Here is a 13,266-nt window from a genome sequence, read left to right as displayed (position 1 = left end):
GAAAGACAAATCGGTTGCCGTTTGTTGTTTCAAAATTGTTAACAATTTTGTAAAATACGGGCGGATAGAACGACCCGGTGGACGACGGGTATAAATTAAGAGGTCATGATGAGCACTGAAATCAAAACTCAGGTCGTGGTACTTGGGGCAGGCCCTGCAGGTTACTCTGCTGCCTTCCGTTGCGCAGATTTAGGTCTGGAGACCGTCATCGTAGAACGTTACAGCACCCTCGGTGGTGTTTGTCTGAACGTCGGCTGTATCCCTTCTAAAGCGCTGCTGCACGTAGCAAAAGTTATCGAAGAAGCCAAAGCGCTGGCTGAGCACGGTATCGTTTTTGGCGAGCCGAAAACTGATATCGACAAGATTCGTACCTGGAAAGAAAAAGTTATCACTCAACTGACCGGCGGTCTGGCGGGTATGGCCAAAGGCCGTAAAGTGAAAGTGGTTAACGGTCTGGGTAAATTCACCGGGGCGAACACCCTGGAAGTTGAAGGCGAAAACGGCAAAACCGTGATCAACTTCGACAACGCGATCATCGCGGCGGGTTCCCGTCCGATCGAACTGCCATTCATTCCGCATGAAGATCCGCGCGTGTGGGATTCCACTGATGCGCTGGAGCTGAAAACCGTTCCTAAACGCCTGCTGGTTATGGGCGGCGGTATCATCGGTCTGGAAATGGGTACCGTGTACCATGCGCTGGGTTCAGAGATCGACGTGGTTGAAATGTTCGACCAGGTTATCCCGGCTGCCGATAAAGACGTGGTTAAAGTCTTCACCAAGCGCATCAGCAAGAAATTCAACCTGATGCTGGAAACCAAAGTGACCGCCGTTGAAGCGAAAGAAGACGGCATTTACGTTTCCATGGAAGGCAAAAAAGCGCCTGCTGAAGCACAGCGTTATGATGCCGTACTGGTTGCTATCGGTCGTGTACCGAACGGTAAAAACCTCGACGCGGGCAAAGCTGGCGTTGAAGTTGATGACCGTGGTTTCATCCGCGTTGACAAACAGCTGCGCACCAACGTGCCGCACATCTTTGCTATCGGCGATATCGTCGGTCAGCCGATGCTGGCGCACAAAGGTGTTCACGAAGGTCACGTTGCCGCTGAAGTTATTGCCGGTAAGAAACACTACTTCGATCCGAAAGTTATCCCATCCATCGCGTACACTGAACCAGAAGTGGCATGGGTTGGTCTGACCGAGAAAGAAGCGAAAGAAAAAGGCATTAGCTACGAAACCGCCACCTTCCCGTGGGCTGCTTCTGGCCGTGCTATCGCTTCCGACTGCGCAGACGGTATGACCAAACTGATTTTCGACAAAGAATCTCACCGTGTTATCGGTGGTGCGATTGTCGGTACCAACGGCGGCGAGCTGCTGGGCGAAATCGGTCTGGCGATCGAAATGGGTTGTGACGCTGAAGACATCGCGCTGACCATCCACGCGCACCCGACTCTGCACGAGTCCGTGGGCCTGGCGGCAGAAGTGTTCGAAGGTAGCATCACCGACCTGCCAAACCCGAAAGCGAAGAAGAAGTAATCTTCCCGCTTTTGTGAAACGCCTCTTCGGAGGCGTTTTTTTGTCTAAAGCTTCACCGCAATTTCCCCGGTAATCTCTTTATGATGCGACAACCAACGCGTTGGCCGTTCAGGGCGCTACGGGATGCCAGGTTTTTTCAGGGCTGTACTCAGTCATCGCCTGCGCTTTCTGTTGCGATGCTTCGCCAAGGTTGGCCTGATAAACATTGTCATCGCCGCTAATCATAAAGCTCATCACTCCGGTGTGACCGTAGCTAATCGGCCATGCAATCATGGCAAAACCACTGGCTTTGTCCGGCAGTATGCGGAAACGATAACCGTGATAGCCCGTGCCGGGTTCTTGTGGGCTGAAGGCGGGTCCCAGAGGGCTTGGCGCTTCGCCTGGTGCGACCGGCCAGTAAAGCCCATCTTTTTTACCTTCGCTACTGACAATTTTTTGCGCATACGATTTGTTCAGCGCGTAATAGCTTTGCTGCGCGTCAACGTAGGCGTGCAGTGCTTCGATGGCTGAAAGCTCGTTGCGACCGATCGTTCGGGTGAGGATCTCCTCCTGGGCTTCGGTCATATCGAACGCCCAGCCTTTGCTGGTTTTCACCATCGGTATAGGCAACTGCCAGTCATCTTGCCCTACGTTGAGATGCGCCATGTTGTCCTGCAGCACAATGTGATGGCTCACCTTCCAGTCGCGATTAAAGCGTGCCACTGCTTCCGGATCGGCCCCTTCTGGTGGCAAAAAATGTCGCCAGTTTTCACCCAATAGCGCCGTGAGCTGCTTTTCATTTTGCTGCGCCACCGCAGCGGCAAATGCACTGGCCGCGTCTTCGGGAGAGGTGAACGCCTGTTGCGCATAGCTCACCAGCGGCAAGGAGAGCAACAGGGCGCTTAACATAATTTTTTTCATCATCGGCTCCGGTTAACGACGGCGAAATTCGTGGTGCTCAGAAAAATTTTCACGTGCCGCAGCGCGCTGTCCGCTGTTGAGGTTGCCCGCGCGACGGCTTTCCTGCCCACGCAGTTGCTGGGACTGCCACGACGGTGAGCGACTGTCATTCCCGCTGAAGACGTTTGAAGGCGTATTCTGACGGGAGACCAGACGTTGTTGCGAGTTGGATGATTCAACGCGCTGGCGAGCGGTTTCCCTTTGCTGCTGTGAAACCGGATGCTGCTGAGCTTTTGACTTCAGTTCAGAGCGGTGCTGCTGTTGCGTAGTTGATTTATTCAGCGTCTTCTGTGCTGCTTCACGACGGCTGTTGTTTGGTGTTTCGTCATAGCCACGATAGTTGTTGCGCTGGGCAATTTGATTTAGCTGTGAAGAGGCGGCTTTGCGTTGAGCATCCCGCGATGTCTGACCCGACAGGTTTGCCGGGGAGGTCTGGCTACGCTGTTGGAACTGCGTCATTGCGGCCTGACGCTGGCTGTCTCGTGTGGCAGTGGTGGTCGGTGTATGTTGAGTGGCGCTTAATCCCCCGCTAACGTTGGTCTGATGAAAACGTTGTGCGACCGCGTCGTTCTGGTAAGGCACGCCGTTACGGTACGCAGAGTTGTGCTGCCAGGCAATGTTTTGTCCTTTCAGATTTTGTCCGGAGATATGGTTGAAATTGTTAACATCAATATTGATGTTATCTCCGTTGTGCTGGTAGCCATTACCGCCGTGAGGGCCGTCATGGTCATGATAGTCATCATCATGGTGATGGTCGTCGTCATCCCAGTCGATGTTACTGAACAACGCATAGGTTGTCGCAACGCCCAGGCTATAGCCGAAGCCTTTGACGAAGCTATCGGCAAACTGCTCGCCCGGAGGGGGCGGCAGATAGACAGGGGGGTAGGCGGTATTAGGCCAACTGCCGTAAACAACGGTTGGATTGTAGTTCGGCACATATACCACCTGTGGATCGGTCGGCTCAATTTTGATAACCGTCGAGGTGGGCGCGCTGCTGGTCACTTTCGTCGTTGATGATGACGGCGTCTGAACCACGGTTGTTTTCTGGGTGTTCGTGACCGTTTGCTGCGGTGTGGATTTTAGCGAACCTGTTTGCTGAGCCAGCAAACGCAGGCGCTGTACGGCATCCATCACGTCCTGTGGCTGTGCCAGAAACGCATTCCCCAGGTTTTGTACCCAGTCAGGATTTTCGCCCATCAGGGCCATCAGTTGCGGAAATGCCACCAGCGACTTCACGCTGGGGTCCCATGACTGGCCGGACACTGCCTGAATGGCGGCGTCACCTTGCAGTGTCGGATTATCACGAGACCACTGAACCGCCTGCACCACGTTCGATGGATACGTTGAGGCCATCAGCACCTGAGACAGTAACGGGTCAGGGTAGAGCGCAACAGGGGCAACCCACTGATCGAGTTGAGCAGTGGTATACGTTGTTGGCGCAACCGGGGCTACTGCGGGAGCCGCCGCAACGGGTGGTTGAGGCGCTGCTGCCGGGGCCGGCTGAGAGGGGGCTTCTGGTGTGCGGCTGTTTACAAACAGCACGCCCGCACCGAAAAATAACCCTGCACTGCACGCCAGAGCAATGATATGGGGCTTAAAGGGCAACGTCATTTTATCTCTCCCGACTCATTAAGAATCGTCATAGTCATTATGCCTGCCGCCAGTGGGTGCAGTGTTCCGTGAGTATAAAGAGGCAATAGTTTAATTTTTGACGAATCTTGGGATCGTTAACGCAAGTTTATTACCAGGGAGCTAAATAATGTGACTAAACATTGCGGGCGAAATTATCATTCCCCTTCTGCCATTGCGAAGGGCATTAGACCATCCTTAACGATTCAGCCAATTTTTTATGTTGCTTTTTTGTAAACAGATTAACACCCAACGAAAATCCTGTTATTGTGCCTTTTGCGGTACCGGGCATTTACCCTACTAACTGCTGTCTCACAGGAGCGTGAAGAGAATCGCCCATCTACAAAAGCGCCGCATTATGACAATGAGAGCGAGGAGATATCGTCGTGCTAGAAGAATACCGTAAGCACGTAGCTGAGCGTGCTGCCCAGGGGATTGTGCCGAAACCCTTAGACGCAACCCAAATGGCTGCACTTGTCGAGCTGCTGAAGACCCCGCCTGTGGGCGAAGAAGAATTCCTGTTAGACCTGTTGATTAACCGCGTTCCCCCTGGTGTAGATGAAGCCGCTTACGTTAAAGCCGGTTTTCTCGCCGCTGTCGCTAAAGGTGACACTACCTCTCCGCTGATCACGCCAGAAAAAGCCATCGAACTGCTGGGTACCATGCAGGGCGGTTATAACATTCATCCGCTGATTGATGCGCTGGACGATGCAAAACTGGCGCCGATTGCCGCTAAAGCGCTCTCTTCAACGCTGCTGATGTTTGATAACTTCTACGATGTAGAAGAAAAAGCCAAAGCGGGCAATGAATATGCTAAGCAGGTGATGCAGTCCTGGGCTGATGCTGAATGGTTCCTCAACCGTCCGGCTCTGGCTGAAAAAATCACCGTTACCGTCTTTAAAGTGACGGGTGAAACCAACACTGATGACCTGTCTCCGGCTCCGGACGCGTGGTCCCGCCCGGATATCCCGCTGCACGCGCTGGCGATGCTGAAAAACGCCCGCGAAGGTATCGAACCGGATCAGCCGGGCGTGGTAGGCCCAATCAAACAGATCGAAGAACTGCAGAAAAAAGGTTACCCGCTGGCCTATGTGGGTGACGTTGTTGGTACCGGATCTTCGCGTAAATCTGCGACCAACTCCGTGCTGTGGTTTATGGGTGATGATATCCCTCATGTACCGAACAAGCGCGGCGGCGGTTTGTGTCTGGGCGGCAAAATTGCACCCATTTTCTTCAACACTATGGAAGATGCGGGCGCGCTGCCAATTGAAGTGGACGTAAGCAACCTGAACATGGGCGACGTGATTGACGTTTACCCGTTCAAAGGCGAAGTGCGTAACCACGAAACCAACGAACTGCTGGCTACCTTCGAACTGAAAACCGATGTGCTGGTTGACGAAGTACGCGCCGGTGGCCGTATTCCGCTGATTATCGGTCGTGGCCTGACCACCAAAGCGCGTGAAGCGCTGGGTCTGCCGCACAGTGATGTATTCCGTCAGGCGAAAGATGTAGCGGAAAGCAGCCGTGGCTTCTCTCTGGCACAGAAAATGGTTGGCCGCGCCTGTGGCGTAACCGGCGTCCGTCCGGGAGCCTACTGCGAACCGAAGATGACTTCCGTCGGCTCTCAGGACACCACTGGCCCAATGACCCGCGATGAACTGAAAGACCTGGCGTGCCTGGGCTTCTCTTCTGACCTGGTGATGCAGTCGTTCTGTCATACCGCTGCGTATCCGAAACCCGTTGACGTGACTACCCACCATACCCTGCCTGACTTCATCATGAACCGTGGCGGCGTGTCGCTGCGTCCGGGCGATGGCGTAATCCACTCCTGGCTGAACCGTATGCTGCTGCCGGATACCGTAGGTACGGGTGGTGACTCCCATACTCGTTTCCCGATCGGTATCTCTTTCCCGGCGGGTTCTGGTCTGGTGGCGTTTGCGGCTGCGACTGGCGTGATGCCGCTGGATATGCCGGAATCTGTTCTGGTGCGTTTCAAAGGCAAAATGCAGCCAGGTATCACCCTGCGTGACCTGGTTCATGCCATCCCGCTGTATGCGATCAAACAAGGTCTGCTGACCGTTGAGAAGAAAGGTAAGAAAAACATCTTCTCTGGCCGCATTCTGGAAATTGAAGGTCTGCCGGATCTGAAAGTTGAGCAAGCATTCGAACTGACCGATGCCTCCGCTGAACGTTCCGCTGCCGGTTGTACCATCAAGCTGAACAAAGAGCCGATCGTTGAGTACCTCAGCTCTAACATCGTTCTGCTGAAATGGATGATCGCTGAAGGTTACGGCGATCGCCGTACGCTGGAGCGTCGCATTCAGGGTATGGAAAAATGGCTGGCAGACCCGCAACTGCTGGAAGCCGATGCTGACGCCGAATACGCGGCAGTGATCGACATCGATCTGGCGGATATCAAAGAGCCGATCCTGTGTGCGCCGAACGATCCGGACGACGCGCGTCTGCTGTCTGACGTGCAGGGTGAGAAGATCGACGAAGTGTTCATCGGTTCCTGCATGACAAACATTGGTCACTTCCGTGCCGCGGGTAAACTGCTGGATGCGCACAAAGGCCAGTTGCCGACGCGTCTGTGGGTTGCCCCACCAACGCGTATGGATGCGGCACAGCTCACCGAAGAAGGCTATTACAGCGTCTTTGGTAAGAGCGGGGCGCGTATCGAGATCCCGGGCTGTTCACTGTGCATGGGTAACCAGGCGCGTGTGGCAGACGGTGCGACAGTCGTTTCTACCTCGACCCGTAACTTCCCGAACCGTTTAGGCACGGGAGCGAACGTCTACCTGGCTTCTGCAGAGCTGGCGGCGGTTGCTGCGCTGATCGGTAAACTGCCGACGGCGGAAGAGTATCAGACCTATGTGGCGCAGGTAGATAAAACGGCCGTGGATACTTACCGGTATCTGAACTTTGACCAGCTCTCTCAGTACACCGAGAAAGCAGACAGCGTGATTTTCCAGACTGCGGTTTAATTCGCGACCACATTTAGCGTAAAAACGCATCAATGCCCGAAGAAGCTGACTTCTCCGGGCATTTTTATTTCCATTCCTTATACCCGCTACACTTTTTTTCTGCCGCGCTGCTGCGATAATTACAGCAAGGTGCAATGCGGTATTGGCGCATTGCCGGGAGCAGAGGAAGACATTATGGATTACGAATTTCTGCGCGATGTTACCGGGCGGGTTTTAGTGCGTATGTCCATGGGCCATGAAGTCGTGGGGCACTGGTTTAATGAAGAAGTGAAAGATAACCTGGCCTTGCTCGATGAAGTGGAACAGGCGGCGCGTGCGGTAAAAGGCAGTGAACGTTCCTGGCAGCGAGCGGGGCATGAATACACGCTCTGGCTGGATGGCGAAGAGGTGATGGTTCGCGCCAATCAACTGGAGTTCACGGGCGATGAAATGGAAGAAGGAATGAATTACTACGACGAAGAGAGCTTTTCACTTTGCGGCGTAGAGGATTTTCTTCAGGTTGTGGTGGCTTATCGTGAATTTGTGCAACAACGTTAATTCGCACCCACCTCTGCCGGGGGCGCTGCGTTTACCCGGCCAGGTACAATGATGTCATTCCCAGTTCGTAGGCCCGATAAGCGTAGCGCCATCGGGCACGGTGCCTTATTTGACGTAAGCCAACAGGCTTAAGGAGTCGCGCGCCAGCGCTTTGCATTTTTTCGCGACCGGAATGCCAATGCCGCTCAAATCGCGATAGCTGTCTTCACCGAGTGCTTTCATATCGAAGGTATCGTAATTACTGAGATCCCACTGGTTTTGCTGGGCAAAAAAGACCAGTGCGCGACGGATCTGCCCGTTGGGCAAATTCTGGTAGCCACAGTCATTTTTCAGAAAAACAAAAACTGCCGTTAAATCGGCCATATCTTCGGCTTCGGATTCACTCAGCGCGTAGCTGTTTGCACATACGGCCATCAGGCTGCCGAACAAAACTGTTCTGAAAAACGTCTTCATTGGTTCTACCACTGCATCACGGAAATTAAACGTTAGCATACTGCGAGCGAAGCGACGACCTTTATTATCAGCCGTTCACTTGACCTTCCCGTAAGGGGAAGGCTTATGCTTAAAAGATAGCCTGCTTAAGCTGCTGAATATAAGGAAATGAATATGCAACGTCGTGACTTTTTAAAGTACTCCGTGGCGCTGGGTGTCGCCTCAGCATTACCTTTGTGGAGCCGCACCGTATTTGCCGCTGACCGTCCTGCGTTACCCATTCCAGACCTGTTAACTGCGGATGCTTCGAATCGCATACAGCTGATTGTGAAAGCCGGGCAGTCGACGTTTGCGGGGAAAACTGCCACCACCTGGGGATATAACGGCAATCTGCTCGGACCGGCGGTCAAACTGAATAAAGGTCAGGCGGTGAGCGTGGATATCCATAATCAGCTGGCCGAAGAGACGACGCTGCACTGGCATGGGCTGGAAATCCCTGGGGAAGTCGATGGCGGGCCGCAAGGTGTTATTCCGGCGGGCGGGAAGCGCTCAGTGGCCTTTACTCCTGCGCAAAGGGCAGCAACCTGTTGGTTCCATCCGCATCAACACGGGAAAACCGGACGTCAGGTTGCGATGGGCCTGGCCGGGCTGGTGCTGATTGAAGATGAAGAGATTCGCAAGCTACTGCTGCCTAAGCAGTGGGGTATCGACGATGTGCCGGTGATTATTCAGGACAAACAGTTTTCCGCTGACGGACAAATTAATTATCAGTTAGATATGATGACCGCCGCCGTCGGTTGGTTTGGCGATACGCTGCTAACCAATGGGGCGATTTTTCCTCAGCATGCGGCGCCGCGCGGCTGGCTGCGCCTGCGTTTGCTTAATGGGTGTAATGCCCGCTCACTGAATATCGTGGCCAGCGATAATCGCCCGCTGTATGTCATTGCCAGCGATGGCGGTTTGTTGGCGGAGCCGGTAAAAGTGACCGAGCTTCCTATGCTGATGGGCGAACGTTTCGAAGTGCTGGTGGATGTGAGCGACGGTAAAGCTTTCGATCTGGTCACATTGCCTGTCAGTCAGATGGGCATGGAGGTGGCGCCGTTTGATAAGCCGCACCCGGTAATGCGCGTTCAGCCGCTGCTGATTACCGCCTCCGGCACGCTGCCGGATACGCTGACATCTATGCCGGCGCTGCCGTCGCTTGATGGGCTGACGGTACGCAAACTGCAGCTGTCTATGGATCCGATGCTCGACATGATGGGCATGCAAATGCTGATGAAGAAATACGGTGGGCAGGCCATGGCAGGGATGGATCATGGGAAGATGATGGGTCATATGAATAACGACAATATGAGCCACGGGAACATGGATCATGGCAATATGAACCATGGTGAGATGGGGAATATGCAGCATGGCGGCATGGGCAACATGAAGCAGGATGGCACATTCGATTTCCATAATGCCAACCGGATTAACGGGCAGGCGTTTGATATGAATAAACCGATGTTTGCCGCGGCGAAAGGTCAGCACGAACGCTGGGTGATTTCCGGCCAGGGCGACATGATGCTGCACCCGTTCCACATTCACGGCACGCAGTTCCGCATTCTGTCTGAAAATGGCAAAGCGCCTGCTGCACACCGTACGGGATGGAAAGACACTGTGCGGGTAGAGGGCGGCGTCAGCGAGGTACTGGTGAAGTTTGACCACGATGCGCCGAAAGAACATGCCTATATGGCGCACTGCCATCTGCTGGAGCACGAAGACACTGGCATGATGCTCGGTTTTACGGTTTAAACAACGACGTCTCAGCGCTTGCCCGGCCTGCAGGATATTTCTTGTCGGCCAGGTAAGGCACATCCCCTGCATATTCTGCCATTGAACATAAAGTAATCGCCTTTGGGGCCGATAATCATCATGTACCCAATGTGAGTTCAATGGATGAAAAACGTGATTAAAAATATTCGTGTTATTACCGGTATCCTGCTGGTTCTCGCCATTTTCTGTTTACTGCAGGCCGTTACGGGAAGCCTGTTTTATTCTGCGGTAAACAATGACAGGCATAATTTCCAGAACTCAGGCACCCTCAACGCTCAGCAAGAAAATCTGAGTGACAGCGTCAATACGTTGATTAAAACCCGTGTTACGGTGACGCGCGTCGCCATCCGCTTTTTAAAAAATCAGCGCGATCCCGCCTCGTTGGCCGCGATCAACACGCTGCTCAATACCGCCAGTGATTCAATGAAGAAGGCCGAAGGCTATTTCGCCCAGTATCAGGGATTACCACAGGTTACAGGGCAGGATCCGCAGATCGCCAGTGAAATGGAAAAGCAGTATCGCCAGATGCACGAAGTGATGAAATTATCGATTGAGTATCTGCGAGCGAATAACTATCAGGCTTATGGCGATCTTGATGCTCAAAAAGCGCAGGATGAGATGGAAGCGAGCTATGATCACTGGCGAAACGAGAATAATGCGCTGCTGCAGCACGCTGCTGCGGAAAATCAGCTCAGTTTTTCCCGTATGCAGTGGACACTGGGAGGCATCGTTCTGGTTGTGCTGATCGTTCTGGGCATGATCTGGAGCGGGTTGCAACACATCCTGCTTAAACCGCTGGCGCAGATTATGGAGCATATTCGCGTCATTACCGGTGGAGACTTAACCCATAAGCTCAATGTTGAAGGTCGCAACGAAATGGGCCGACTGGCGATGGGGTTGGAAGAGATGCAACAGTCGCTGATTTCGACAGTCACTGCCGTACGCAATAGCTCGGAGTCAATTCATACCGGAGCCGCTGAAATATCCTCGGGCAACAACGACCTTTCTTCGCGCACTGAGCAGCAGGCGGCCTCGCTTGAGGAAACTGCCGCCAGCATGGAGCAGTTGACTGCGACAGTGAAGCAGAATACGGACAATGCGAAACAGGCAACCCAATTGGCGAAAAACGCCTCTGATACTGCCGCTCGCGGTGGTCGTGTTGTTGATACCGTTGTTCATACGATGAGTGAAATAGCGGACAGTTCGCAGCAAATCGCGCAGATCACGAACGTTATCGACAGTATTGCATTCCAGACCAACATTCTGGCGCTGAACGCCGCGGTAGAAGCGGCCAGAGCCGGAGAGCAGGGGCGCGGTTTTGCGGTTGTGGCAGGTGAAGTCCGGACTCTGGCAAGCCGTAGTGCCCAGGCAGCAAAAGAGATCAAAGCGCTGATTGATAATTCAACCCACTGTGTAGGCATGGGATCGCAGCAGGTTTCGGATGCCGGTAAAACCATGGCAGAAATTGTCGCGGCGGTGACCCGTGTGACCGATATCATGGGCGAAATTGCGTCTGCTTCTGAAGAGCAGAGTCGGGGGATTGAACAGGTTAGCCTCGCGGTTTCGCAGATGGACAGCGTTACCCAGCAAAACGCCGCGCTGGTGGAGGAGTCTGCGGCGGCGGCGGCCTCTCTGGAGCAACAGGCCGAGCAGTTGCGGCAGGCCGTTGCGGTATTTCGTATTACCCGCGAGAAGGCGGTGAGTGGGGCTCGAAAACCACCGCAGGACGCTCCACGCAAGGAGCGCGTTGTCTCTACTACCCAGGATCAACATTGGGAAACGTTCTGACCTGAAAAAGTCCGATTTTGCTCACGCTAAAAGCCGGGTTCGTTGCCCGGCTTTCGCGTATTCAGAGCGCGTTAAAATGCGTGCGCAGGTTCTCTGAGTAACTATCAGAGGAATGCGGTCTCTTTGCTGGTATACTTCACCCACTGAATTGTTTGTATGCTGTCGCAAGTTTTGTGGTTAGTGCGAGCCACCGTCTCTTCGGCGGTGTATCAAGGTAAGCGCTTTCTTTCGATTTGCATGATGTGTTAACTGATAAAAATCAGTGAGTTATTTCTTTTATGAAACATACTGTAGAAGTCATGATCCCGGAAGCGGAGATCAAAGCGCGTATTGCCGAACTGGGACGTCAGATTAACGAGCGTTACAAGGACAGCGGCAGTGATATGGTGCTGGTAGGCCTGTTACGCGGTTCATTTATGTTTATGGCTGACCTGTGCCGTGAAGTGCATGTCTCCCACGAAGTCGATTTCATGACCGCCTCCAGCTACGGCAGCGGAATGTCCACCACGCGTGATGTTAAAATCCTCAAAGACCTGGATGAAGACATTCGTGGCAAAGACGTGCTGATTGTTGAAGACATCATCGACTCCGGCAACACGCTGTCAAAAGTGCGTGAAATCCTGAGCCTGCGTGAACCTAAATCTCTGGCGATTTGTACGTTGTTGGATAAACCTTCTCGCCGTGAAGTGAATGTACCGGTCGAGTTTATCGGTTTCTCCATTCCAGATGAGTTCGTTGTTGGCTACGGCATTGACTATGCACAACGTTATCGCCATCTGCCGTATGTTGGCAAAGTGGTGTTGCTGGACGAGTAATGGGCTGGAGCGCCTGATGGCGATTCGCTTATCAGGCCTGTGGCGCTGATTTGTAGGCCGGGTAAGGCGTAACCGCCACCCGGCAATATCGCCTTACTTATGGTTACTGTGTTTCTGGCTGAGGTTCGACAACCCCTGTCGGTAGCGTTGTTCCAGTGTTTCGCGGCTGGTAGCCGTGACGTCCAGATCGCGCAGCAGACCATCATGAATACCGTAAGCCCATCCGTGAATCGTCACTTTCTGACCGCGTTTCCAGGCTGAACGCATGATTGTCGAATGGCCCAGGTTATAGACCTGCTCCATGACATTCAGTTCGCACAGGGTGTCCATGCGACGTTCCTGCGGCATTTCGCCCAGCAGTGAGCTGTGTTTAAACCAGATATCGCGGATATGCAGCAACCAGTTATCAATCAGCCCCTGCTCTTTATTTTCAATAGCCGCCTGGACGCCACCGCAACCATAGTGACCACAAATAATAATATGTTCCACTTCCAGCACATCCACCGCATACTGAACCACTGAGAGACAGTTCAGGTCGGTGTGAATAACCAGATTAGCAACATTACGGTGAACAAACAGTTCACCCGGTTCAAGACCGGTTAAACGTTCAGCGGGAACGCGGCTATCAGAACATCCAATCCATAGAAAACGCGGATTTTGTGCGTGTGTCAGCGTTTCAAAAAATCCGGGATCCTCTTCTATCAGCATCTTTGACCATAGTGCATTGTTGCTGATGAGTGTATCTATGTCTTTCATGGAGTTGTACAACCCGAAGCCAGATAAATTCGATGGGC

Annotated in this window: 10 protein-coding genes; 6 read left to right on the top strand and 4 right to left on the bottom strand. The window is 53.2% G+C overall.

Features of this window, described 5'->3' with window-relative positions; all coding sequences use genetic code 11:
* Positions 1-108: 108 nt before the first annotated feature.
* Positions 109-1,533, top strand: coding sequence for a dihydrolipoyl dehydrogenase (gene lpdA / locus I6L54_RS20830; RefSeq protein WP_003018686.1), 1,425 nt, complete (start codon positions 109-111; stop codon positions 1,531-1,533).
* 108 nt (positions 1,534-1,641) lie between these two features.
* On the opposite strand, the gene I6L54_RS20825 is transcribed toward lpdA, so the two are convergent.
* Together I6L54_RS20825 and I6L54_RS20820 are read right to left on the bottom strand one after the other, a co-directional pair.
* A complete protein-coding gene (locus I6L54_RS20825) occupies positions 1,642-2,436 on the bottom strand; it encodes a DUF2950 family protein (protein WP_040230000.1) in 795 nt (264 codons plus the stop codon).
* Between the two features lie 9 nt (positions 2,437-2,445).
* Positions 2,446-4,083 (bottom strand): DUF3300 domain-containing protein, encoded by a 1,638-nt coding sequence (locus tag I6L54_RS20820; RefSeq protein ID WP_040230001.1) that lies wholly within the window; start codon positions 4,081-4,083, stop codon positions 2,446-2,448.
* Positions 4,084-4,487: 404 nt separating this feature from the next.
* Between I6L54_RS20820 and acnB the strand changes: the two genes are divergently transcribed.
* Both acnB and yacL read left to right on the top strand, forming a co-directional pair.
* Positions 4,488-7,085, top strand: coding sequence for a bifunctional aconitate hydratase 2/2-methylisocitrate dehydratase (acnB, locus tag I6L54_RS20815; RefSeq protein WP_040230003.1), 2,598 nt, complete (start codon positions 4,488-4,490; stop codon positions 7,083-7,085).
* Positions 7,086-7,259: 174 nt separating this feature from the next.
* The gene (gene yacL, locus I6L54_RS20810) at positions 7,260-7,622 is read left to right on the top strand and encodes a protein YacL (RefSeq protein WP_005124687.1); all 363 of its coding nucleotides are present in this window, start codon (positions 7,260-7,262) and stop codon (positions 7,620-7,622) included.
* Positions 7,623-7,727: 105 nt separating this feature from the next.
* Here yacL and I6L54_RS20805 read toward each other — a convergent pair whose 3' ends face one another.
* Positions 7,728-8,075, bottom strand: coding sequence for a YacC family pilotin-like protein (locus tag I6L54_RS20805; RefSeq protein ID WP_001295568.1), 348 nt, complete (start codon positions 8,073-8,075; stop codon positions 7,728-7,730).
* A 153-nt stretch (positions 8,076-8,228) separates the two neighbouring features.
* Between I6L54_RS20805 and cueO the strand changes: the two genes are divergently transcribed.
* From cueO to hpt, 3 genes are all read left to right on the top strand, one after another.
* Positions 8,229-9,848 carry a multicopper oxidase CueO gene (gene cueO, locus I6L54_RS20800; RefSeq protein WP_040230005.1) on the top strand — a complete coding sequence of 540 codons (1,620 nt, stop codon included), beginning with the start codon at positions 8,229-8,231 and terminating at the stop codon, positions 9,846-9,848.
* 153 nt (positions 9,849-10,001) lie between these two features.
* Complete coding sequence (gene tcp, locus I6L54_RS20795) at positions 10,002-11,657, top strand: methyl-accepting chemotaxis citrate transducer (RefSeq protein ID WP_040230043.1); 1,656 nt, start codon at positions 10,002-10,004, stop codon at positions 11,655-11,657.
* A gap of 278 nt (positions 11,658-11,935) precedes the next feature.
* The gene (hpt, locus tag I6L54_RS20790; protein ID WP_003018658.1) at positions 11,936-12,472 is read left to right on the top strand and encodes a hypoxanthine phosphoribosyltransferase; all 537 of its coding nucleotides are present in this window, start codon (positions 11,936-11,938) and stop codon (positions 12,470-12,472) included.
* A gap of 93 nt (positions 12,473-12,565) precedes the next feature.
* On the opposite strand, the gene can is transcribed toward hpt, so the two are convergent.
* Positions 12,566-13,228: a carbonate dehydratase gene (gene can / locus I6L54_RS20785; RefSeq protein ID WP_008786227.1), complete on the bottom strand. Its 663-nt coding sequence runs from the start codon at positions 13,226-13,228 to the stop codon at positions 12,566-12,568.
* Positions 13,229-13,266 lie beyond the last annotated feature (38 nt).

Source organism: Citrobacter pasteurii (assembly GCF_019047765.1).
In the GTDB taxonomy this organism is placed as follows: Bacteria; Pseudomonadota; Gammaproteobacteria; order Enterobacterales; family Enterobacteriaceae; genus Citrobacter; species Citrobacter pasteurii.
The sequence above is the reverse complement of the archived record's forward strand: the minus strand, read 5'-3'. Positions and strand labels throughout refer to the sequence as shown.

What these genes read in the sequence shown, in the direction of transcription:
- lpdA (WP_003018686.1), top strand. Translation starts at nt 109, where the DNA reads ATGAGCACTGAAATCAAAACTCAGGTCGTGGTACTTGGGGCAGGCCCT.
- I6L54_RS20825 (WP_040230000.1), bottom strand. Translation starts at nt 2,436, where the DNA reads ATGATGAAAAAAATTATGTTAAGCGCCCTGTTGCTCTCCTTGCCGCTG.
- I6L54_RS20820 (WP_040230001.1), bottom strand. Translation starts at nt 4,083, where the DNA reads ATGACGTTGCCCTTTAAGCCCCATATCATTGCTCTGGCGTGCAGTGCA.
- yacL (WP_005124687.1), top strand. Translation starts at nt 7,260, where the DNA reads ATGGATTACGAATTTCTGCGCGATGTTACCGGGCGGGTTTTAGTGCGT.
- I6L54_RS20805 (WP_001295568.1), bottom strand. Translation starts at nt 8,075, where the DNA reads ATGAAGACGTTTTTCAGAACAGTTTTGTTCGGCAGCCTGATGGCCGTA.
- cueO (WP_040230005.1), top strand. Translation starts at nt 8,229, where the DNA reads ATGCAACGTCGTGACTTTTTAAAGTACTCCGTGGCGCTGGGTGTCGCC.
- hpt (WP_003018658.1), top strand. Translation starts at nt 11,936, where the DNA reads ATGAAACATACTGTAGAAGTCATGATCCCGGAAGCGGAGATCAAAGCG.
- can (WP_008786227.1), bottom strand. Translation starts at nt 13,228, where the DNA reads ATGAAAGACATAGATACACTCATCAGCAACAATGCACTATGGTCAAAG.